The organism is Streptococcus sp. Marseille-P7376, assembly GCF_902460385.1.
Classification (GTDB): Bacteria; Bacillota; Bacilli; order Lactobacillales; family Streptococcaceae; genus Streptococcus; species Streptococcus sinensis.
Genome location: NZ_CABPTS010000003.1, coordinates 1 through 22,171, shown reverse-complemented (window position 1 = coordinate 22,171; position 22,171 = coordinate 1). Strand labels below are relative to the sequence as shown.

Genomic DNA, 22,171 nt, shown 5'->3' with positions numbered 1-22,171 from the left:
CCACTACTCGTTTGATTTAAACATTATCTATGCAATTCCAGCAATTGAGTGCCAACCTCAATCTGACCTTCAGCCACCACATCAACTTTAGCATAGTCAGCTGTATTGGTCACAATAATCGGAGTTGTCACTGGATAGCCAGCTTCTTTGATCGCTTCGATATCAAAGCTGAGCAGCAGCTGGCCTTTTTTGACCTTAGAACCTTGGGTAACATGAGCGGTGAAACCTTTTCCGTCAAGGGCTACTGTATCCATACCGACATGAATCAGCAGTTCTGCACCATCATCCGTAGCTAAACCAATAGCATGGTTGGTTGGGAAGAGCAGACGAATGACCCCATCAGCTGGTGCTACTACTTCACCCACACTAGGCTCAATGGCAACTCCTTTGCCCATAGCTCCGCTGGCAAAGACAGCATCTGGAGTGTCTGAAAGGGGAATCACTTTACCAGTGATTGGACTGACAAGAACTTGTTCTTTCAACGAAATCTTTTCTACTTCTTGCCCTTCTTCAACGACTGCTTTATTCTCTTTTTTAGTATAGAGAGTAGGAATTGGGACAAACATTTGGATGGCAAAAGATAGGGCAATCGCAAGCACTGTGCCAATCAAAGCAACATACATACTCATAAAGTTTCCATCTGGACTAACCAGCGAAGGATAAACGAATACCCCAAGAGCTCCGACAGAATACATTGTCATGTTAAAGAAGCCTACAAAAGCACCAACGATACCAGATACGATACAGCTGATGATAAATGGAGTCCGCATAGGAAGTGTCCCCCCGTAAATCGCAGGTTCGGTTACTCCAAAGATAGAAGAGATAAGAGCTGGCATGGTAATGGCCTTAACTTTTTCTTCTTTTGTCTTAAGATAGATGGCTGCTAAGACACCCGTTTGAGTGAAACATGGTAGTATTGCTGCTCCTAAAATCACCCCTGTTCCCTTTTGGGTTAATTCAAGGATAGCTAAGGGCACTAATCCCCAGTGTAAACCAAACATAACCATGACTTGCCAAAGAGCACCTAGCAGAAGTCCATATACAACAGGATTGAAGCCATGAACTGCTGTCAAGAAAGAACCAAGAAGGTTAGATGCTCCATTAGCGATTGGTCCAACCAAAAGGAAAGTGAGGGGGACTGACACAACTAACGTTACAAAAGGAACGACGAAAAGTTTAACTGTGTCTGGAGTAACTTTTCTCATGAACTTTTCAATATGAGATGCAACCCAAACGGCTAAAATTGCAGGAATGACTGTTGATAAATAGCCACCAGTTGGCATGGTCAGAGAAATCCCAAAGAAATTGGCAGCTCCCGCTTCTCCCAATGCAGTAACACTTGCTTCCAAATTTGGATAGACCAGGGCTGCTGCTATCGCTAAAGCTGTAAAGTCATTCATTTTAAATTTACGAGCCGCATTTACAGCAATCATCATTGGTAAGAACTGGAAGAAACCATCACCAGCAGCAGTAAGAACTAGAGCAACTCCGTTATTGGCTGCAGTCCATCCTAAAAAGGCTGTTAAAATTGCAAGCGTTTTCTAGCAAAAAATTATATTTTCTTTATACTATATACTAAAAAACCGAGCTAAAACTCGGCTTTTATGCTTACACAAAACGTTCTAGATCAACCGTCAGCACTTGTCCATCCTGAACGACCTGCTGCCCAGCAATGTAGACATCCTGAACATCACTGCCCTTGACTGCATACACTAGGTGGGACAGCATATTTTCCAAAGGATAGAGATGAAGTCGTCCCTTAGGCTGAATGGCAATGAAATCGGCTTGCTTGCCCGCTTCCAGACTGCCGATTTTGTTCTCCAAGCCCAGCGCCTTAGCTCCTTCGATGGTCAAAGCCTTCAAGGCCTGCTCAATCGTAAACTGGGTCGCATCACCTGCACGCATCTTCTGAAGAAGAGCAGCTGTCCGACCTTCCTCAAACATATCCAGATTATTATTAGAAGCGACAGAGTCTGTCGCTAGGCCAACGGTCACACCAGCAGTTAGTAAGTCTGTCACTGGAGCTACACCGGAAGCTAGCTTGAGGTTGCTGATAGGATTGTGGGCGATGCTGACTGGAGAAGCTGCTAAATCTGCAATTTCTGACGGATTCAGCTCAACTCCGTGAGCAAAAATTGCTGGCTGCTCCAAGTAGCCCAGCCCTTTTAAGAAAGCCAGAGGCCTTTTACCATAGCGCTCCAGGATGATTTCATTTTCTTCCTGGGTCTCAGCCACATGGATATGAAGCTTCAAGTCCAGCTCACGCGCTAGCTCAAGACTGCCCTTAAGTAGCTCTTCGTCACAGGCATAAGGCGAATGAGGCGCCACCATGACCTGAAAATCTTCATCATTGTAGGAGCGGATTTTCTCAATAATCGCCCGTGTACGAGCCAGAGTCTCTTCTGTTGTTTCTGCTGCTGAGCTAAAGAGAGTTGGTGAGAAATAGCAGCGCATACCAGACTGCCGCACGACCTGATAAATCCGGTCAATCTCCACTCCCTGAGGATTATACATGTCATTAAAAGTCGTTGTCCCCGACTGCAGCATTTCTGCTAGAGCCAGCTGCACAGCCTCGGTCGTTAGATCCTCCGTGAATTGACTTTCCGCAGGCCAGATATAGTCCTCCAGCCATTCGTGCAGATTGCTGTCGTCACGAATCCCACGCAGCAAGGTCATGGCCGAGTGTGTATGGCAGTTGACCAGCCCTGGCATGAGCCAAGCTCCCTCGTAATCTACTAGCTCACTGCATTGTTCTAGCCAAGCCTCATCATAGGCACCACAGTAGGCAATGCGTTCATCTTCCACAACCAGCAAGCCTTCTCGATAAACATGAAATTCGCTGTCGCAGGTCACCAGATTGACATTTGTGTATGCTTTCATCCGCATATCCTCACTTTCCCAACACTTGGTTTCAAGAGATTTTAGCCATTATAACAAGCCTAGGAAAATAGTGCAAGGGATTTTGATACTTTATTTAAAATAAAGATAATCAGGGTGAGGAGTGATATATTTTAACTCTCCTTCAATAAAAACAAGGTAAACTTTATTTTGCTTGTAACTATATAAAATATAGGCGCTATCCAACTGATAGTCTTGTCCTAAGCCGACAGCTTGTGCAATATCTGCTGCTACCAAATAGAAAGCCCTCGCCTGTTCCTTCCGTCACATATTGGCTTTGGTAGAGCGCTTTTAAGTTTTCTAACTCTTGGCGCTTAAAGGTCTCTTTAATATAGTTCGAATCCCTTATCACGGTCTCTGGTGCACCAAGAATTTCTCTAACTTTTTCCTCAGTATAACCCTTGAAATCAGGCGTTTGAGCGCTAAATCCTCCTTCAAAGGAACGATAATAAACCTTGGCATTGCCTGTTGCATAAATTTTATCTGTCTTGGCAGACTGGGCATCTTGAGGCAAGCCATTCGTCACTTCATCTGGCAAACTTGTTGCCTTACTCTCAGAAACTGTCACACTAGGCGATGCCGTCTGGCAACTCGAACCAGTCTCCTTGTCTGATTTTGGTTTCTTTGTAACTTTACCTTTTTGAATAGAGGAAGATGTGGAGCCAGTAGTCCTTTTCGCCGTAGATTGACAAGCTATCAAAGCAAGCACCGCCATAAACGCAACTAAAGTAATGAAGGCTTTTTTAAAATGCCTATTTCTCTCCCTTTTTTCGTATGTACATGATCCCTTATCTAAAAAATTTTTTCAATTTTCACAAAAAAGGCCTTAAAAGCCTTTTACTTCATATACGTGAGCAGATAGCCGTAGCCTTCTTTTTCCATTTGCTCTTTTGGGATAAATCGCAGAGCTGCTGAGTTGATGCAGTAGCGCAGACCGCCCAATTCCTGTGGTCCGTCGGCAAAGACATGGCCTAGATGGGCATTACCAGAACGACTACGCACCTCAATCCGCTCCATACCGTGGCTCTTATCTTCATAGTACCTGACTACATCTTTGGTAAGAGGACGAGCGAAGCTCGGCCAGCCGCAACCAGACTCAAACTTGTCAGCCGCAAAAAAGAGTGGCTCCCCAGTTGTCACATCAACATAGATTCCTGCGTCAAAAGTAGCATTGTAAGCATTCTGGAAGGGACGCTCCGTCGCACTCTGCTGGGTCACCTGATACTGTTCTTCGGTCAACTCGTCTTTCAGCTGTTGCCGGCTAGGCTTGGGATAATGACCAGCATCCACCAAAGGCTGTGCAGCATCATTGACATTGATGTGGCAGTAGCCACCGGGATTTTTCTTGAGATAGTCCTGATGGTAGTCCTCAGCTAAGATATAATGCTTCAGAGGCTCTAACTCTACAGCTAACTTTTGTCCAAGCTGCTCTTCCTGCTCAGCAAAGACCTGCTCGATAATGGACCGATCCGCTTCACGGACGTAGTAAACGCCGGTCCGATACTGGCGTCCCACATCATTGCCCTGCTTGTTGACTGACAGAGGATCAATAACCCGGAAATAATAGAGCAGGAGCTCCCGCAGACTAACTCGCTTTTCATCATAGGCTACCTGCACCGTTTCCGCATGGTCGGTCTGGTGTATCAGTTGATAATTAGTGGATTCCACTTGACCATTGGCATAGCCTACTGTCGTCTCCTCAACACCCTCAATCCGAGAAAAATATTCTTCTAAGCCCCAGAAACAACCGCCTGCTAGATAAATTTCTGCCATAAAAACACCTCATTTCTTTGTGTCTATTTTCTCATAAAATAGTAAATTTTTATAGAATTTTGATTAGGAGATTCCTAGAAATCAAAAGAAGAGGGCAGGAAAATAAACTCATCCTACCCAATAATATACTTACTTTGATAATTTAATCTTCAATATACTTCAATTTCCCTCGGAAATCGTCCAGACTTTCATAGCCTTTTTCTTCCATAGTCGCCTTGAGTTCGGCAGTGATGCGCTCGAAGGCTGCCACACCTTCTTTATGAAGGGTTGTACCCACCTGCACCATACTGGCTCCGCAAAGGATATGCTCGAAGGCATCACGCCCAGTCAAGACACCACCGGTTCCAATGATTTGGATTTCTGGTTTGAGGCGTTGGTAAAAGGCATGGACATTTGCCAGAGCCGTCGGCTTGATATACTGGCCGCCAATACCACCAAAACCATTTTTCGGACGGATAACGACAGACTCATCCTCAATGTAAAGACCATTTCCAATCGAATTGACACAATTGACAAACTTGAGCGGATATTTGTTGAAAATCGCGGCAGCTTGGTCAAAATGCACGATGTCAAAGTAAGGAGGCAGCTTGATACCTAGCGGTTTGGTGAAATAAGCAAAAACCTCTGACAAAATCTTTGCCGTTGTTTCAAAATCATAAGCAATCTGAGGCTTGCCAGGTACATTCGGGCAGGAGAGATTGAGCTCGGTAATCCCTTTAAAGTCACTTGCCTGAACTTTTTTGAGAATAGTATGAGTCTCATCTGGCGACATGCCAACCAGCGAGAGGAAAAAGGTCCGATCTGGTTCACTTTCCTGCAGCTCTAGCAAGTAATCAAGATAATAATCTAAACCATTATTGGGCAGCCCCATAGAGTTGATGGAGCCTAGGGGAACATCCTGATAGCGAGGCTCTGGGTTGCCCTGACGAAAGTCCAGTGTCGCCGTCTTGGTCACAAAAGTTCCTGCAGCAGAGTTTTTAACTTCTTCTAACTCTTCGACTGTCATACAGGCCACTCCTGCCGCATTCATCAGACAGTTGTCAAATTCAAAACCCGCAATTTGTGTCTTGGTTGTCGTCATCATTTTGACCTCATATTCCTTAGTTTTCTTCTATTATATCATTAAAGTTCCTCCTATAAAGAGTTTATCCCATTTTTCTACTAAAATGTTCGGTATTTACCTCCCTAATTTTTAAGAATATTTCAGAAAAAATGTCGTGGGAATTTTCAGAAAATTCAACTTTTTTCTTTACAAGCGGAAAAATCTCTGCTATAATTGACCCCGTAAGAATACAATCTTTCAAAGGAGAATCACCATGACAACTGCTAAAGAATATATCCAAAGTACTTTTGAAACTGTAAAAGCCCGCAACGGACACGAGGCAGAATTCCTCCAAGCCGTTGAAGAGTTTCTCAGTACGCTTGAGCCAGTCTTTAAAAAGCATCCTGAATACATCGAAGAAAATATCTTGGCCCGTATCACTGAGCCTGAACGTGTGATTAGCTTCCGTGTTCCTTGGGTGGACCGCGAGGGCAAAATGCAAGTCAACCGTGGTTATCGCGTGCAATTCAACTCAGCAGTTGGTCCTTATAAAGGCGGTCTCCGTTTCCACCCAACTGTTAACCAAGGGATTTTGAAATTCCTCGGATTTGAGCAAATCTTCAAAAATGTCTTGACTGGCCTGCCAATCGGTGGTGGTAAAGGTGGTTCTGACTTTGATCCGAAAGGCAAAACGGACGCAGAAGTCATGCGCTTCTGCCAAAGCTTTATGACAGAATTGCAAAAATACATCGGTCCATCTCTGGACGTGCCAGCTGGTGATATCGGTGTCGGCGGACGTGAAATCGGCTACCTCTACGGTCAATACAAGCGTTTGAGACAGTTTGATGCTGGTGTCCTGACTGGTAAGCCTCTTGGATTTGGCGGTAGTTTAATTCGGCCAGAAGCTACTGGCTATGGCTTGGTTTACTTTACTCAAGAAATGCTCAAGGCTAATGGCGATAGCTTGGCTGGTAAGAAAGTGGTTATTTCCGGCTCAGGTAATGTTGCCCAATACGCCCTGCAAAAAGCAACTGAACTTGGAGCAACCGTTATCTCTGTTTCCGACTCAAACGGTTATGTCATCGACCAAAATGGTATTGACTTCGACCTCCTAGCAGATGTGAAGAATAACCGCCGTGCTCGCTTGACAGAATACGCTGCTGAAAAAGCTACTGCTACTTACTATGAAGGTTCTGTCTGGACTTACGCTGGTAACTACGACATCGCTCTTCCATGTGCCACTCAAAATGAAATCAATGGGGAAGCGGCCAAACGTTTGGTTGCCCAAGGAGTTAAAGTCGTTTCTGAAGGTGCTAACATGCCGAGCGACCTTGATGCTATCAAAGTTTACAAAGAAAACGGAATCCTTTATGGTCCTGCTAAAGCTGCCAATGCTGGTGGTGTAGCTGTATCCGCTCTAGAAATGAGCCAAAATAGCCTGCGCCTATCTTGGACTCGCGAAGAAGTTGACGGCCGTCTCAAAGACATCATGACCAACATCTTCAATACAGCTAAAACTACTGCTGAAACTTATGGACTTGGCAAGGACTATCTTGCTGGTGCCAATATTGCAGCCTTTGAAAATGTAGCCAACGCCATGATCGCCCAAGGTCTGGTTTAAAATAAAAGAGTTAAAAATCAGCTTGCTCGTTTGAGCAGCTGATTTTTTATCTCTTGAATTGTCAAATTAAGTGCACAATAAAAAACTCACTTATCTGCGGCTTCTAAAAGAGCTAGGTATTCCTCCAAAACCAGATCATGTTTTTGAATATATTGGGCAGATTTTACGCCGACATAGCGATAGTGCCAATTCTCAAAATCCACTCCAGTAATATCGCTTTTCCCCTCAGGATAGCGCAGAATAAAGCCATATCTGGGAGCAATTTCCGCAATCTTATCGGCCACTTCATCTTCCTGACCTTCTGGCTCACTCATATCAATAGCCAAGCCTGTCTGATGTTCGCTGGCGCCAGGAATCTGAATTCGTTTTTGCACCTCGTGTTCAGCGTCTTGTCGAGAAAGCCCCTCTTCCTCCGCTAAGGCTAGGGCTTCTTCATAAATTTCTGCCTGCTCCGCTCGACTTCGATAGCCCGAAATCAAAGTTTCTCCCGGTGCAATTTTCTGTGCCGCAGCTAAAAATTTTCTTGTGTTTTCAGCAATACGGCTGTCTACCTGAATGTCATCAATTTGGGTCAATTGAGGGGGCGCATCTTCCTGAAGATGGCTGCGATTGACTAAAATCAATTCCCAGTCATCAACTGAAACATTGGGTAAATTCGACTCCAAGACCTCAAGATTTTCATCAGCAGGTTTTGGGGCATGTTCTTCCTGCCCTTGAAATAGCCACAAAGCAACTAGCAATCCAAGCCCAAGCCCTAAAAACAAGACCCAGTTTATCAGTCGATACAAAGAAAAGTTTTTCTTAGCATGGTGACCTCTTTTCAAGCTTCTGCCTCCAGCTCCTCTTTTCCAACTTCACGGTAGGACATATCTCCAACACAAGCAACACTGAATTTCCCGTCTTCATAATCCACTATGGTCACAGAACCATTGTCAAGTCCATGAGGGCGGCTTCTGTTTATCAAATAGACGAAGGTTCCGATGGTCATTCCATGGCTAACAACCAAAGCATTGCCACCACCAGAAGCCTCCAGCTCTTCAGCAATAGCTGAGAAGCCTTCCCAAATGCGGCTGCTGAGTTTTTCCCAGTTTTCTGCCCAACCAGCTGTATCCACCTCAACCAAACCTTCAGCCAATTCGGCATAGCTGAGCTGGTGAACATGCTCGACATTAAAGACCCGAGGCATGACTCCCATAAAGAGCTCACCGTCATATCCCCCGTCAAAGCTGCCAAAGCACCACTCGCGGATGCGCTTGTCAAACCTATAAGGAATCTTCCCAGTCAAGCCCAGCTCTTCCAGGATAATCCCCATTGTTTGAATCGTCCGACCTGAATCACTGGATCTAGCTAGTTTAAAATCAATACCCGCTTTACGCAAACCAATCCCCAATTCACGAATACCGCGTTCGCCTTCTGCTGTCAACGGAGTATCGCTCCAGCCCTGAGCTCGCCCGATTGTATTAAACATCGTTTTGCCGTGACGGATTAGGTATAATCTTGTTTTTGCCATACACTTACCCCCTTATTCTCCTCTCATTATATCACTTTTCTGAGAAAAAGCGTTTTCTTACATCATACTCCAGAAAAATCAATCGAAAGAAGATATAAGTGAAATTGGACAAATCAAAAGCTACACCACGCAACTTTGATGTAGCAAAATAGGAAAAATGACATCGTCAAAAAAGATATAGAAGGCTGCCAACTAAAAGCCCGCAGGCATAGCCGACCAGGACATCCTTAGGATAGTGAACTCCACCAAGCACTCGAACCAGTGCTAAAAGCGCCGTCAAAAACAGCAATATGAAACCAAACCAAGGAGATAGTGACAAGGCTGACATGGCAATAATCGTAGAGGAAAAAACATGACGGCTGGGCATGGATTCCCCAGACACATCCTTAGCCAGTAAGGGACTGAAGTCCCAGCTCTCATAAGGCCGAGGCTGGTTGATACGCTGACGAACCAGCGACAAAACAATAAACCCCGCCGCCGGTAGCAAGAGATAAAGCAGCAACCCTCGCCAGGTTCCAACCAGATAGGCATTGAATAGCACTCCAGCATAAACCAAGGGCATGAGCAGGGTCATCAATCGGTTAAAACAAATCAAAACTTTGAGTAAGCTGGGACGTCGCCGCAAGGGAGCTGTCAGCTTTTGATAGAAAACACGATAATCTTTCATCTTATCCTTCATACTTTTCAAACATTTGCTCTGGAATCTTGCTCTAGACCAGCAGGGGTATACGACTCTCGTCAAAAGCCATCATTAAAACCTCTATTTCCATGAACTTCTCCATTTCTACTATCTACTATACCATACTAAAAACAGAGTTCCAAGCATTCAAATTGCTAGAGTTCAATTTTTATATTTTAGCTTGCTTCTTGCTTTTCCTCAAACCGACTCTTGTAAAGGTCAGCATAGAAGCTATAAACCGCCATGTGCTAGTCATGGTTGCCCTACTCAATGATATGCCCATCGCGCACGACCAAGATCAGGTCCGCATTGTGAATAGTGGTCAGCGGTGAGCAGCGACAAAGAAAGTCTGGCCTTCCATGAGTTTGTCCATAGCTTTTTGAATCAACTCCTCTGTCCGCGTATCCACCGAAGAAGTCACCTCGTCCAAAATCAAGAGCAGCACTGCACGAAGAATGATCATGCACTACTCAGCTATTTTAGAAAATTCAAAAAGCACTAGCAACTGTACCAACTCCTGCTCACCCATTTTTAAGAGAAGCAGGATGAAAAATTCTTTGGCGTACTTCCCGACAAGCTTCAATCGCAAAATCCTATTTTTAAAACTTCATCAAAGCCCAAAAGAAGAGGAACAACACTCCAGATTTCCCCATTTTAACGCTAACCAATATTCTCATGAAAGTCCTCAAGCCAAATACTTTTGGATTTCGCAATGTCGACAAATTTAAAACAAACATTTGCTGAACTTTAAACATCAAAAAAGAGAAGACCCAGCAGGTCCTCTCTAGATTCTCGCTTCTCACCAACCCACCGCGGTTAATAATAAGACGAATTTACTTTCCTTTGAGTATTAATACAGACTTCCACTGAAGGAGCGGACAAGGTATTTATACCCATAATCATCTGAGCTATCGACAACCCATTTGCCATCTTTTTTCGTGAATTTCAGCTCATAACCTTCAGATTCCATATACTTAGGTGTAACCAAAGGAATACTGTCAAACTGACTAGGCGCTTGTTCTAAAATATATTTCTCTGCTGCCTTATATGCATCGTTGTAATCAGAATATTCTGCTCGATGCTCATTAACAAATTTAGAGACCAAGTCGTAAGTCCGAATGTTTTCTAGGCCAATCGTTTCTGGTCTAACGTAAACTGTCGCACTTTCTGGTAAGAAAGAAGCTACTTGGTAAGTTACTTTTGCACGTTTCGCATTCATTTTAGTGTATGCTTCAGCAAATGTCCGCAATTCAGCTTCTGATGGCGTATAGTAAGAGAATTCTTCCCCAAACTCTTTGGTAAAGCTTGTCATGAAATTAGCTCGATCTTTCTCCAAGTCTCCTCCTAGAACAAATTGATCAGCTTTTCCTTCTTTTTTCTTGTCATCATTTTTTGTTGTCAAGGTTGTCACAACCGCTTGATCGGACTGCTTCGAACTCACATTTTCTGCTTTTCCTGAAGCGTCTCCACTCAAGAAGACTTTTTCTACATATTCTTTAGCCAAGTCTTCCATTTTATCCACATTATCCGCATACTTTTTAGCATCAACTTTGATGGTGACCTCTTCTGGCTCTTTCTTGCCAATATCTGTGTACAGAGGAGAATAATGAAGTTCATAAGTATCCTTTGGATTTACTTCAAATACTACATAACCACTGACGCTCTTATCCTTAGCAACCTTTTCATAAGACATTGTTTTGAACTTGTCACTAGAATCATAGACATTGATCGAACTAATTTTTTCATCATCAGAATTATAAAGAGTGATGTCATTGTCACTAATATATAACTGTTTATTACTCTTATTTTTAATTTCAACATTCAAAGCTAGATACTTAGAATCCGAAGACTCATCTTTGGGCAATACATAAGTACCACCCTTAATTTTCACTTCAACATGATTATTACCAGAGACACCGTTCCCACCCGTTTTTTTAGGAGCACATGCTACTAGCAAAAGCGCAGCTAAAGAGATGACAAGATAGTTTAAAAATTTTTTCATGATTTCCTCCCTAGGATACACTAAAATTTATAACTATTTTATCATATTTTTATAAAACTGTAAATGTTGCTTAAATAAAATACCACAAAATCTAGCTGTTAAATTTCCAATGAAGCGACCGATGCACTAGTTACAGAAAAAGCACAGCCTAAGCCGTGCCATTCTATAGTAGACTATTTCATTGCTAAATTTAAGCTACTTCGCCTTCCTCAAACTGACTGTTGTAAAGGTCTGCATAAAAACCATTCGACGCCATGAGCTGGTCATGATTGCCCTGCTCGATGATATTTCCATCGCGCATAACCAAGATGAGGTCTGCATTGCGGATAGTGGATAGGCGGTGGGCGATGACAAAGGAAGTCCGTCCTTCCATGAGTTTGTCCATAGCTTTTTGAATCAGCTCCTCAGTCCGCGTATCCACAGATGAAGTTGCCTCATCCAATATCAAGAGCGGTGCATCTTTCAGCAGAGCACGAGCGATTGTCAATAGCTGCTTCTGACCGACCGATAAGTTGACCGTGTCATCCAGCACTGTATCATAGCCCTGCGGCAGAGTCATGATAAAGTGATGAACACCAACCGCCTTCGCCGCAGCAACAACTGCTTCATTTGTCACATGCTCCTGATTATAAATCAAGTTCTCCCGAATAGTCCCTTCAAAGAGCCAGGTATCCTGCAAGACCATTGAAAAGGCATCGTGAACCTCGGAGCGTTTCATATCCTTAATATCTATACCATCAATGCTGATACGTCCTTTGTCAATTTCATAGAACTTCATCAGTAGATTAACGATAGTCGTCTTACCAGCACCCGTTGGCCCGACAATGGCAATCTTCTGTCCGGCTTTGGCCTGGGCTGAAAAATCATGAATAATGGTCTGGTCCGGCTTGTAGCCAAAGAAGATCTCTTCAAAGGCAACATCTCCCTTGACAGCAGTAAGCTGCTGCTCTTTATGCTGATCGTCTTCCATATCAGGCTCAGCCAGAAATTCAAAGACACGAACCAGTGCTGCACCAGCCTGCTGCAAGACGGCGATACCTTGGGCAATCTGTGACAAAGGCTGAGAGAAGGTCCGCACATAAACCATAAAGGCGACGATAATTCCAATGCTAATCGAGCCATTAATCACCAGAGCAGCACCGACCAAAATAACCAGCACATAGGCAAAATTCCCCGTAAAGAACATGAGCGGCATCATCATGCTAGAGATAAATTGCGATTTCCAAATGCTATTATAGAGATTGTGATTGAGAACTGCAAAGCGCTCCTTTGACTGCTCAATGGCATTATAGCTGGTAACAACATTATGACCGGAGTACATCTCCTCCACATAACCGTTTACCGCAGCCAGATCGTTTTGCTGGGCGGTGAAATAGCCCTGAGACTTGCCCATGATGAGGCCGACAAAGACAAAGCCGACTACAGTAGCTAAGATGGTTACCAAGGCCAAGATCCAGTTCATGAAGAACATGGTCAAAACCACAGCCACCAAGAGCAGGCTGGCAGAGATAACATTTCCCAGACTCTGGTTGAGGGATTGGCCGACCGTATCTACGTCATTAGTCACGCGCGACAGAGTATCCCCCTGAGAATGACCATCGAAATAGCCCAACGGCAGCTTGTTAATCTTCTCTGCAATGGCCGTCCGCAGCCGCTTGGAGAAATACTGGATAACCGTACTGATGATAAAGGACTGACCGTAGTTGAGCAGAGCTCCGACTGCATAGAGCACGGTCAGCAGGAGGGCAATCTGAGACACAGCTTTTAAATCAATGCTGGTAGCCAAACCTTCAGAGATGAGATTGGTAATTTCTTTTAATTTATTTGGCCCATAGACCGTGATAATGTTTGACAAGACAGCTCCCACAAATGCCAAAGCAAGAGGAAGCTGGAAGCCTTTGAGATAAGGCCGTATCTGGCTAAATAATGAAGGCTTCTTATTTCCCATTTTCTAATTCCTCCTTGGATAATTGTGAGTAGGCAATTTCTTGATAGACCGCGTTATTTGCCAAAAGCTCTCGGTGGGTACCTTGACCGACCACCTTACCAGCATCCAAGACCAAGATTTGATCCGCATCCATGATAGTAGAAATCCGCTGCGCTACGATTAGCTTGGTCATATCCTGCGTCCGCTCAGCCAGTTCTTTACGCAAAATGCGGTCTGTCTTATAGTCTAGTGCTGAGAAGGAGTCGTCAAAGATGAGGATTTCTGGCTTACGAGCCAAGGCTCTGGCAATGGCCAAACGCTGACGCTGGCCACCAGAGAAGTTGGTTCCGCTTTGAGCTACTTCTGCTTTCAGCCCCTTTTCCTTCTCTTGGACAAAGGGCTTAGCCTGTGCTAGGTCAAGAGCCTCCCACATTTTCTGCTCATCCAGCGGGCTTTCTTGGCTTTGACCGAAGTCCAGATTGCTCTCAACATCGCCAGAGAAAAGCACCGCCTTTTGCGGGATGTAGCCGACCTTATTATGCAAGTCTTCCAGCTGGTAATCCTGAACATTGACACCATCTACCAGAATCTCTCCTTCAGTCACATCATAGAAACGAGGAATGAGATTGACCAGCGTGGATTTTCCTGAACCAGTCGAGCCGATAAAGGCTACGGTGTCACCAGTCTGCGCTGTAAAGTTGACATGCTCAATGACCGCTTCTGAATTCTTGGAATAACGGAAGGACACATCGCGAAAGACCACCCCTCCTTTACTATCCGCTGCTGCCTTAGGCTGTTCCGGACTGGTGATAGAAGAATGCAGGTCCAGTACTTCATTAATCCGGCCAGCGGATACAATGGTCCGAGGCAGGACGATGAAGAGGGCCCCCATGAGCAAGAAGCCAATCACAATCTGCATAGCATAGGACATAAAGACGACCATATCACTGAAGAGTGGGAGACGCTCCTGCAGCCCAGCCTCCTGAATCAAATAAGCCCCAATCCAGTAAATGGCTAAGGTCAAACCACTGGAAATCCCCATCATAACAGGATTCATCATAGCCATCAAGCGACTGATGAAGAGATTAAGACGGGTTACTTCATCATTAGCTGCTGCAAACTTCTTATCCTGATAATCTTCAGCATTGTAAGCCCGGACCACGCGAATCCCCGTCAGACTCTCTCTAGTAACGCTGTTTAGCTTATCAACCAAGCGCTGCGCAACCGACTGCTTGGGAAAGGCAAGTGTCATCAAGACTGCTGTCATCAAGACATTGATCATAACAGCGATGAGAACAGCTGTCAACCAACTTTCTGACTTGCCGATAATCTTAGTCATGGCCCAAATCGCCATAATCGGTCCCCGCGTCACTACCTGCAAACCCATAGTAATCAAAGCCTGCACCTGAGTAATGTCATTCGTGGTTCGAGTCAACAAACTAGGGATTGAAAATTTCTTAATCTCCGTCTGCGAATAATCCAGCACACGGTTGAAAATATCGCTCCGCAGACTCTGGGTAAAGCTGGCAGCTAGACGAGCTGCAAAAAATCCAACTACAGTAGCAGACAAAAAGCTAGCAAAGGACAAGCCAACCATTTTCAGCCCAGGTTCCCACAAATCCGCTAAAGTCGTTCCCTGCGTCTGCAGCAGCCCAGTAATTGCCGAAATATAAGTCGGAACCTCTAATTCTAGATATACTGTCAGGCAAGTGAAGAGTACACTGAGTAGAATCATGCCCACTTCCCTTGCCGTCAGCCGTTTAAATAACTTAAACATTTTTCTCTCCATTCTCTAGACTTTCGATATTTTGATAAAATTTAGTCAGCACTTGAGAAAAAATCAGTAATTCCTGCTCAGAAATCCCCTCCAAAAGACGACGGTCCATTTCATCAAAAAAGTCACGAATTTTCCTCATGTTCTCCTGAGACTGCGCAGTCAAGCGGATATATTTGGCTCGCTTGTCCCTTTGGCTGGTTTCCAGCTGGATAAAGCCGTTTCTCTCCATCCTTTTCATTAGGTTGCTGGCCACCGACTTGGAAATATCCAGTTCCTGCTCAATATCCTTGATAAGCGTTTCCTTACCCTCCTGTGCACGGCAAGTAACAATACGCAAAACTTGCCCCTGCGGCCCAGCCATGAACTCAATCCCTTGCTCCTTGGCAACCTTTTCTACCATCAGCTGCATTCGTCGGCCAAAGTGTTTCATTTCTAATAACGGCTTCTCCATCAAAACTTCCTTTCTAGATTAGTTCCCTTGAGAACTAATTAGTTTTCGTGAGAACTATTTTAGCACATCAACAGCAGATGTCAAGAAAAAAGTTTCTATGAGAACCATTTTTGTGATAAAAAAATTCAGCCTCAGAATAGCTGAATTTCCTTCCTTATCAAATCAAAATTCCTTCCAAATGGTCCAATTCATGCTGACAGATTTGCGCTGGAAAATCCTCTAAAGTGATGATCTTCTTTAGCCAATTCTGATCCAGATATTCAATCGTTATTTTTTGGTAGCGAGTCGTTTGCCGACTTCCAGGCAGTGACAGACAGCCTTCTTCCGTCTGGTAAGGCCCTGATTTCTGGATGAGAATAGGATTAAACATGACCATGGGCAGCATGCCATACATAAAAATAATCACTCGCTTTTGAACACCGATCATGTTGGCCGCAAGACCGACACAAGACTCTCTATGAGCCAATAAGGTGTCCTGCAAATCCTGGGCCAAAAAGAGGTCGGCTTTCGTTGCAGGGGCTGATTTTTGCTGTAAAAAGAAAATATCCTTGACAATCGCTTTTTGCATATTTCACCTCAGATAGAAGAGGCCTGACATTTCAGACCTCTTGTTTTACCTATTTTGCGTGGCGTTCGCTGACTTCTTTTGCTAGGACAAAATTCCCCAATGTAGCAGAGCCATTTCCCGCTACAGCTGGTGTGACAAGGTAATCCCGCACATCTGGAACAGGGAGATAGTCATTCAGGAGAACTGTAAATTTCTCACGAACGCGGTCTAGCATATGTTGCTGCGCCATAACACCGCCACCAAAGACAATGACATCTGGACGGAACGTCACCGTCGCTTGAATAGCTGCCTGCGCAATATAATAGGCTTGAATATCCCAGACAGAGTTATTGAGCTCAATATTTTCACCCCGTACACCTGTCCGCGCCTCTAAGCTAGGGCCAGCCGCCAAACCTTCCAAACAGCCATTGTGGAAAGGACAAACGCCATTAAAGCCTTTTTCTTCATCCATCGGGTGCTTGGCTACATAATAGTGTCCCATCTCAGGGTGACCCGTTCCGCCGACAAATTCACCACGCTGAATGGCGCCAGCGCCAATTCCTGTTCCGATCGTATAATAAACCAGATTTTCAATGCGGCCGCCAGCATTGTTGCGAGCTACAACTTCACCATAAGCAGAGCTATTAACATCTGTCGTAAAGCAAATTGGTACATTCAAAGCACGACGAAGTGCTCCTACGATGTCCACATTCGCCCAATGTGGTTTTGGAGTCGTCGTAATGTAGCCATAAGTTTCAGAATTAGGGTCAATATCAATAGGACCAAAAGAACCGACTGCCAGACCTGCTAGATTGTCAAAACGAGAGAAAAAGGCAATTGTCTTATCCAGCGTTTCAATCGGCGTGGTTGTAGGAAACTGTGTTTTTTCTACAACATTGAAATTTTCATCGCCTACAGCACAAACAAATTTCGTCCCGCCAGCTTCTAAACTTCCGTACAATTTTGTCATTTCAACACCTCTTGTATTGTTTATACTTTATTATAGCATATTTCCAGATTGAAAATTGCTCTATATTTTAGATTTTCCTCTGTAAATCTTAACACTCAAGGAAAAAACGAACAAACATGACATTTGTTCGTTTTCTTTTACTGATTTTTGATGAGTAATACTAGGCTTTCACTTCAATAATTGCATCGCCTTTAGCCACTGCTCCTGCCGCAACTGGAGTCACAGAAGCGTAATCAGCTGTATTGGTCACGATGACCATAGTTGTGTCATCCAGACCAGCTGCCGCGATTTTAGCTGAATCAAAAGTTCCAAGAACATCGCCAGCTTTGACTGTAGAACCTTGAGACACTTTTTGGTCAAATCCTTCGCCATTCATAGACACTGTGTCAATTCCGACGTGGATAAGGATTTCAGCACCATTAGCAGTCTTCAAACCATAGGCATGACCGGTGGCAAAAGCGATCGTCACTTCTGCATCAGCTGGGGCATAAACAACACCTTTAGTTGGTTTAATAGCAATCCCTTGCCCCATCGCTCCACTTGCAAAGACAGGGTCATTGACATCAGCCAAAGTCACAGCTTGACCAACAACAGGAGAAATGATTGTTTCATCTTGAAGAGCATTTGTTTCTTCAGTAACCACGTCTTCAGCTAATTCTGTTTCTACTGTTTCATCTGCTGTTGCAACCACAGCTTCTTCAGCAAAGACATCTGCTGCTTTTGTCTTACCGTAGAAATAAGTCAAAGCAAAGGCAATCGCAAAAGCAATAACTTCACATAAGAAATAGAATGGAATTGATTTCGCATCAATTGAAAGGAATCCAAGGAAACCTGCTGAACCAAGAGACACAGCAACAACTTGAAGAAGACCTGCAAAAAGAGCTCCTACTGCTGACCCGATAAGGGCACAGAAGAATGGGAATTTATATTTCAAGTTTACACCAAAGAGAGCCGGCTCGGTAATCCCCAAGAGGGCTGAGACACCTGCAGAAGAGGCAAGACCTTTGGTTTTAGCATTCTTAGTCAGGAACAAGATTGCAAAGGTAGCAGCACCTTGAGCAACGTTGGCCATGGATGCAACAACAAAGATAAAGTCTCCATGACCACTACCATTTTGCCAAGCTGAAAGCAATTGTGTTTCGATGGCTGGGAAAGATTGGTGAAGACCAGTCATTACGATTAATGAATAGGTTCCCCCAAATACGCTCATACCAATAAAGCTTGTTGTATTGTAGAGCCAAACAATCGCATCTGTAATACCGTTAGATACCAATAGCATCACTGGACCTACGACTGTAAATGTCAAGAATCCTGTAAGCATCACTGATAGCAATGGAGTGAAGGTAAAATCAACAGCTGAAGGCAATTTCTTATGGAAGAATTTTTCAAGATGAGCCAAGATCCATACAGCAGCAAGAACTGGAATAACTTGGTAAACATAACTTGTTTGCGTCACATGGTAACCCAAAATATCCCAAAATTTCTCAGCTCCCCCAAGATCTGGTGTTGTCATAATCATACCGATTGCAGCACCTAAGAACTGGTTAGCTCCAAAGCGTTTTGCAGCTGAGATACCAACAAGAATTGGCAGGAACATAAACGGAGCAGCAGACATGAGCTGAATCATATCTGACAGTCCCTTAATAGCTGGAACCATTTGCTCGATTGATTGAGGCCCGAACAATCCTTCTGAGGTCAGGAAATTACGAAGAGCCATCAAAAGACCGCCTGCAACTAGGGCTGGAATAATAGGCACAAAAATATCAGACAAGAGTTTAATCAAAGCCATAATAGGATTAAACTTCTTTCCACTAGCAACAATCTGCTTCAAATCATCCGTTGAAACTTCTTTAAGACCAGTTTCTTTGATGATTTCAGCGTAAACAAAGTTTACATCTCCAGGACCGATAATGACTTGATATTGTCCATCTGTCTTAAAAGTACCTTTAACATCTGCATTATTATCCAATGCTTTCTGGTCAATAGCGCTATCATCTTTTAGAACTAGACGAAGCCTAGTCGCACAGTGTGCGACTGCAACAAGATTATCTCTACCGACAGCTTCAATGACTTGTTTTGCAACTTTAGCATAATCCATTTGCAAACATCTCCTTATAAAATATTGTAAAACTTTTTGAAAGCGATTTTACCGCCTTTACAAATATTATTTTATCACAACTTTAAAATATGTCAAGCGTTTTACAGAAATTTATTTTTTTTAATGTTAAAGGTTGATTTTTGAGCGGAAAACGTTTACTATAGAAGTAAGAAAAATAATTGGAGGACAGAAGATTGGCTTGGACTACTGAAAAACGCTACAGACGTTACGAAGATTGGACTGCAGAAGAACTGCAACAGATTAATGACAATATCGCTAAATCTCCTTGGCGGGCCACCTATCATGTGGAGCCCACAACTGGGCTTCTGAATGATCCAAATGGCTTTTCATATTTTGACGGCAAGTGGATTGTCTTCTACCAAAACTTTCCCTTTGGAGCAGCCCACGGTCTAAAATGTTGGGTACAGCTTGAAAGTGATGATTTAGTGCATTTCACAGAAACTGGTGTGCGAGTGCTGCCAGATACGAAACTGGATAGCCACGGTGCCTACTCTGGTTCTGCTATGCAGTTTGATGACAAGCTTTTCCTTTTTTATACTGGAAATGTCCGCGACGAAAATTGGGTGCGCCACCCTTATCAAATCGGAGCATTGCTGGATAAAGAAGGGAAAATTGAGAAGATTGATAAAGTCTTGATTGAGCAACCGGCAGGAGCAACCGATCACTTCCGCGATCCACAGATTTTTAATTATAAGGGACAGTTCTATGCTATTGTCGGCGGACAAAATCTGGATAAGCAAGGCTATGTCAAGCTCTACAAGGCTGTGGACAATGACTACACCAACTGGGAAACCCTTGGTGACTTGGACTTTGATAATGACAAGACGGCCTACATGATGGAGTGCCCTAATCTGGTCTTCATTAATGACCAGCCAGTCCTGCTCTATTGCCCACAAGGCCTGTCCAAGGATGTTCTGGACTATGATAATATTTACCCAAACATGTATAAGATAGGTCAATCGTTTGACACAAAACAAGCAAAAATGCTCAATCCAAGCCCGATTCAGAATCTGGATTATGGCTTTGAGTGCTACGCGACTCAAGCTTTCAACGCCCCTGACGGCCGAGCTTTCGCTGTCAGCTGGCTAGGTCTGCCAGATGTGGAATACCCGTCTGACCGCTTTGACCACCAGGGAACCTTTTCACTAGTAAAAGAATTAACTTTAAAAGATGGCAAGCTTTATCAATACCCTGTCGCAGCCATCAAGAATTTACGAGCGGAAGCTCAACCTTTCACTGCGCTGGCTGAGAGCAAGAATAGCTACGAGCTAGAGCTGAATCTCGCTGCAGACACCGAACATGAAATCGTCCTCTTTGCAGATAAGGACGGCAAGGGGTTAACCATCAACTTCGATCTCAAAGCTGGGCAAGTGACCGTCGACCGCAGTCAGGCAGGGGAACAATATGCCCTAGACTTCGGAAGCAGCCGCAGCACCAGCCTTGACACCAAAGATACAACTGTCAATGTCTTTATCGACAAATCCATCTTTGAAATTTTTATCAATAAAGGAGAGAAAGTATTTTCCGGTCGCGTCTTCCCAGGTGGAGACCAGACAGGCATTGCCATCACCAAGGGCAATCCGACCGGTACTTACTATGAATTAGATTATGGTCGCAAAACTAACTGATGTAGCAAAACTGGCAGGGGTCAGCCCCACAACCGTTTCCCGCGTTATCAATAGAAAAGGTTACTTATCCAGCAAAACTATCTCTCGGGTCGAGGAGGCTATGCGGGAGTTGGCCTACAAACCTAACAATCTGGCGCGCAGTCTTCAGGGCAAGTCCGCTAAGCTGATTGGACTTATTTTCCCGAATATTAGTCACATCTTCTATGCTGAGCTGATTGACAAGCTGGAACACGAGCTCTTTAAGCAGGGGTATAAAACTATTATCTGCAACAGCGAGCATGATTCTGACAAGGAGCGCGAGTACATTGAGATGTTAGAAGCCAATCAGGTGGACGGCATCATTTCCGGCAGTCATAACCTAGGAATCGAAGACTACAATCGCGTAACAGCCCCCATCATCTCCTTTGACCGCAACCTTTCACCCGATATTCCAGTGGTGTCCTCGGACAATTACGCTGGTGGAGTACTAGCTGCTCAGACTCTGGTCAAAGCAGGCGCTCAGAATATTATCATGATTACTGGCAATGATAACTCCAACTCACCAACAGGCCTGCGCCATGCTGGCTTTGCCTCTGTCCTGCCAGATGCTGCTATCATCAATGTTTCCAGTGACTTCTCACCCGTCCGCAAAGAAATGGAAATCAAGCACATTCTGACCCACAACAAGCCGGATGCAATCTTTGCTTCAGATGATTTGACAGCCATTTTGGTGATGAAAGTCGCTCAAGAGCTAAACATCCAGATTCCTGAAGATTTAAAAATTATCGGCTATGACGGGACTTATTTTGTTGAAAATTATTATCCTCAACTGGCTACGATTAAACAGCCCTTGAAAGATATTGCCAAACTCTCAGTAGATTTACTGCTGAAAAAAATTAATAATCAGGAAGTACCCTCAACTGGCTACTTCCTGCCAATCACCCTACTGCCGGGTAAAAGCTTGTAACCCTTATATGGGCGACGCGAGCCCGTATTACTGAAAAAGAGTCTGAGACAAAATAGTTCTCAGTCACAAAAAAGCTAGAGATTCCCAATTATGGAACTCTAGCTTTTTAAATTTGAACCGTTCTCTTATTGTATTTAAGGAGATTATTGGCCATGAGCACTAAACCCATGTCAATTTTCACCTGACGCTTGCCTCTTAGGTTACATCTCTTGTAACCCAAATAAGCCTTTATCTGCCCAAAGACAGGTTCCACATCAATCTTACGTTGATCGAAAATCTGT

The 22,171-nt window shown here is 44.1% G+C and carries 19 protein-coding genes and 2 pseudogenes; 3 read left to right on the top strand and 18 right to left on the bottom strand.

All coding sequences use genetic code 11. The annotated features are described in order from the left end of the window. Positions 1 to 23 precede the first annotated feature (23 nt). The 6 genes and pseudogenes from FZ952_RS02775 to FZ952_RS02755 form a co-directional block, all read right to left on the bottom strand. Positions 24 to 1,535, bottom strand: a pseudogene (locus FZ952_RS02775) (glucose PTS transporter subunit IIA); the annotation flags it as partial. A 73-nt stretch (positions 1,536 to 1,608) separates the two neighbouring features. After that, positions 1,609 to 2,880, bottom strand: coding sequence for a TRZ/ATZ family protein (locus tag FZ952_RS02770; RefSeq protein WP_148880506.1), 1,272 nt, complete (start codon positions 2,878 to 2,880; stop codon positions 1,609 to 1,611). Positions 2,881 to 2,970: 90 nt separating this feature from the next. Next, complete coding sequence (locus FZ952_RS11720) at positions 2,971 to 3,135, bottom strand: DUF4947 domain-containing protein (protein WP_262366320.1); 165 nt, start codon at positions 3,133 to 3,135, stop codon at positions 2,971 to 2,973. After that, positions 3,077 to 3,613 carry a DUF4947 domain-containing protein gene (locus tag FZ952_RS02765; RefSeq protein WP_262366319.1) on the bottom strand — a complete coding sequence of 179 codons (537 nt, stop codon included), beginning with the start codon at positions 3,611 to 3,613 and terminating at the stop codon, positions 3,077 to 3,079. The genes FZ952_RS11720 and FZ952_RS02765 overlap by 59 nt, the downstream gene beginning before the upstream one ends. A gap of 122 nt (positions 3,614 to 3,735) precedes the next feature. Next, the gene (msrB, locus tag FZ952_RS02760) at positions 3,736 to 4,671 is read right to left on the bottom strand and encodes a peptide-methionine (R)-S-oxide reductase MsrB (protein ID WP_148880505.1); all 936 of its coding nucleotides are present in this window, start codon (positions 4,669 to 4,671) and stop codon (positions 3,736 to 3,738) included. 142 nt (positions 4,672 to 4,813) lie between these two features. Then, positions 4,814 to 5,752 (bottom strand): dihydroorotate oxidase, encoded by a 939-nt coding sequence (locus tag FZ952_RS02755; protein WP_148880628.1) that lies wholly within the window; start codon positions 5,750 to 5,752, stop codon positions 4,814 to 4,816. A gap of 235 nt (positions 5,753 to 5,987) precedes the next feature. Here FZ952_RS02755 and gdhA point away from each other — a divergent pair, with 235 nt between their 5' ends. Further along, positions 5,988 to 7,334: an NADP-specific glutamate dehydrogenase gene (gene gdhA, locus FZ952_RS02750; protein ID WP_148880504.1), complete on the top strand. Its 1,347-nt coding sequence runs from the start codon at positions 5,988 to 5,990 to the stop codon at positions 7,332 to 7,334. An 86-nt stretch (positions 7,335 to 7,420) separates the two neighbouring features. Here the strand turns inward: gdhA and FZ952_RS02745 are convergent, their stop codons facing one another. The 11 genes and pseudogenes from FZ952_RS02745 to FZ952_RS02695 all read right to left on the bottom strand — a co-directional run bounded on the left by FZ952_RS02745 (position 7,421) and on the right by FZ952_RS02695 (position 19,295). Beyond that, entirely contained in the window at positions 7,421 to 8,158 is a 738-nt protein-coding gene (locus FZ952_RS02745; RefSeq protein ID WP_148880503.1) for a M15 family metallopeptidase, read from the bottom strand. Next, on the bottom strand, positions 8,155 to 8,844 hold the full coding sequence (locus tag FZ952_RS02740; protein WP_037617905.1) for a histidine phosphatase family protein: 690 nt from the start codon (positions 8,842 to 8,844) through the stop codon (positions 8,155 to 8,157). The genes FZ952_RS02745 and FZ952_RS02740 overlap by 4 nt, the downstream gene beginning before the upstream one ends. Before the next feature lie 166 nt (positions 8,845 to 9,010). Continuing rightward, the gene (locus FZ952_RS02735) at positions 9,011 to 9,511 is read right to left on the bottom strand and encodes a phosphatase PAP2 family protein (protein ID WP_148880502.1); all 501 of its coding nucleotides are present in this window, start codon (positions 9,509 to 9,511) and stop codon (positions 9,011 to 9,013) included. 263 nt (positions 9,512 to 9,774) lie between these two features. Then, positions 9,775 to 9,968: pseudogene (locus FZ952_RS02730) on the bottom strand (ABC transporter ATP-binding protein); the annotation flags it as partial. A gap of 405 nt (positions 9,969 to 10,373) precedes the next feature. Further along, complete coding sequence (locus FZ952_RS02725; protein ID WP_148880501.1) at positions 10,374 to 11,525, bottom strand: DUF4352 domain-containing protein; 1,152 nt, start codon at positions 11,523 to 11,525, stop codon at positions 10,374 to 10,376. Positions 11,526 to 11,715: 190 nt separating this feature from the next. Further along, positions 11,716 to 13,473: an ABC transporter ATP-binding protein gene (locus FZ952_RS02720; RefSeq protein WP_148880500.1), complete on the bottom strand. Its 1,758-nt coding sequence runs from the start codon at positions 13,471 to 13,473 to the stop codon at positions 11,716 to 11,718. Further along, entirely contained in the window at positions 13,463 to 15,229 is a 1,767-nt protein-coding gene (locus FZ952_RS02715; RefSeq protein ID WP_148880499.1) for an ABC transporter ATP-binding protein, read from the bottom strand. Before FZ952_RS02715 ends, FZ952_RS02720 begins: the two co-directional genes overlap by 11 nt. Then, positions 15,222 to 15,680 (bottom strand): MarR family winged helix-turn-helix transcriptional regulator, encoded by a 459-nt coding sequence (locus tag FZ952_RS02710; RefSeq protein WP_062200172.1) that lies wholly within the window; start codon positions 15,678 to 15,680, stop codon positions 15,222 to 15,224. Before FZ952_RS02710 ends, FZ952_RS02715 begins: the two co-directional genes overlap by 8 nt. A gap of 157 nt (positions 15,681 to 15,837) precedes the next feature. Continuing rightward, positions 15,838 to 16,248, bottom strand: a complete 411-nt coding sequence (locus FZ952_RS02705; protein ID WP_148880498.1) for a peptide deformylase — start codon at positions 16,246 to 16,248, stop codon at positions 15,838 to 15,840. 49 nt (positions 16,249 to 16,297) lie between these two features. Next, the gene (gene scrK, locus FZ952_RS02700; protein ID WP_148880497.1) at positions 16,298 to 17,197 is read right to left on the bottom strand and encodes a fructokinase ScrK; all 900 of its coding nucleotides are present in this window, start codon (positions 17,195 to 17,197) and stop codon (positions 16,298 to 16,300) included. 160 nt (positions 17,198 to 17,357) lie between these two features. After that, a complete protein-coding gene (locus FZ952_RS02695; RefSeq protein WP_148880496.1) occupies positions 17,358 to 19,295 on the bottom strand; it encodes a sucrose-specific PTS transporter subunit IIBC in 1,938 nt (645 codons plus the stop codon). 194 nt (positions 19,296 to 19,489) lie between these two features. Here FZ952_RS02695 and FZ952_RS02685 point away from each other — a divergent pair, with 194 nt between their 5' ends. Both FZ952_RS02685 and FZ952_RS02680 read left to right on the top strand, forming a co-directional pair. Beyond that, the gene (locus tag FZ952_RS02685; protein WP_148880495.1) at positions 19,490 to 20,944 is read left to right on the top strand and encodes a sucrose-6-phosphate hydrolase; all 1,455 of its coding nucleotides are present in this window, start codon (positions 19,490 to 19,492) and stop codon (positions 20,942 to 20,944) included. Further along, positions 20,925 to 21,890: a LacI family DNA-binding transcriptional regulator gene (locus FZ952_RS02680; protein WP_062200160.1), complete on the top strand. Its 966-nt coding sequence runs from the start codon at positions 20,925 to 20,927 to the stop codon at positions 21,888 to 21,890. The genes FZ952_RS02685 and FZ952_RS02680 overlap by 20 nt, the downstream gene beginning before the upstream one ends. Positions 21,891 to 21,996: 106 nt before the next feature. Here FZ952_RS02680 and FZ952_RS02675 read toward each other — a convergent pair. Beyond that, the coding region (locus FZ952_RS02675) for a transposase (protein ID WP_148880494.1) at positions 21,997 to 22,171 on the bottom strand (175 nt) is incomplete at its 5' end.

Coding starts and splice junctions, on each gene's coding strand:
- FZ952_RS02740 (WP_037617905.1), bottom strand. CDS start 8,844: ATGGCAAAAACAAGATTATACCTAATCCGTCACGGCAAAACGATGTTT.
- FZ952_RS02720 (WP_148880500.1), bottom strand. CDS start 13,473: ATGGGAAATAAGAAGCCTTCATTATTTAGCCAGATACGGCCTTATCTC.
- msrB (WP_148880505.1), bottom strand. CDS start 4,671: ATGGCAGAAATTTATCTAGCAGGCGGTTGTTTCTGGGGCTTAGAAGAA.
- scrK (WP_148880497.1), bottom strand. CDS start 17,197: ATGACAAAATTGTACGGAAGTTTAGAAGCTGGCGGGACGAAATTTGTT.
- gdhA (WP_148880504.1), top strand. CDS start 5,988: ATGACAACTGCTAAAGAATATATCCAAAGTACTTTTGAAACTGTAAAA.
- FZ952_RS02680 (WP_062200160.1), top strand. CDS start 20,925: ATGGTCGCAAAACTAACTGATGTAGCAAAACTGGCAGGGGTCAGCCCC.
- FZ952_RS02715 (WP_148880499.1), bottom strand. CDS start 15,229: ATGTTTAAGTTATTTAAACGGCTGACGGCAAGGGAAGTGGGCATGATT.
- FZ952_RS02695 (WP_148880496.1), bottom strand. CDS start 19,295: ATGGATTATGCTAAAGTTGCAAAACAAGTCATTGAAGCTGTCGGTAGA.
- FZ952_RS02710 (WP_062200172.1), bottom strand. CDS start 15,680: ATGGAGAAGCCGTTATTAGAAATGAAACACTTTGGCCGACGAATGCAG.
- FZ952_RS02725 (WP_148880501.1), bottom strand. CDS start 11,525: ATGAAAAAATTTTTAAACTATCTTGTCATCTCTTTAGCTGCGCTTTTG.
- FZ952_RS02755 (WP_148880628.1), bottom strand. CDS start 5,752: ATGACGACAACCAAGACACAAATTGCGGGTTTTGAATTTGACAACTGT.
- FZ952_RS02770 (WP_148880506.1), bottom strand. CDS start 2,880: ATGAAAGCATACACAAATGTCAATCTGGTGACCTGCGACAGCGAATTT.
- FZ952_RS02735 (WP_148880502.1), bottom strand. CDS start 9,511: ATGAAAGATTATCGTGTTTTCTATCAAAAGCTGACAGCTCCCTTGCGG.
- FZ952_RS02765 (WP_262366319.1), bottom strand. CDS start 3,613: ATGGCGGTGCTTGCTTTGATAGCTTGTCAATCTACGGCGAAAAGGACT.
- FZ952_RS02705 (WP_148880498.1), bottom strand. CDS start 16,248: ATGCAAAAAGCGATTGTCAAGGATATTTTCTTTTTACAGCAAAAATCA.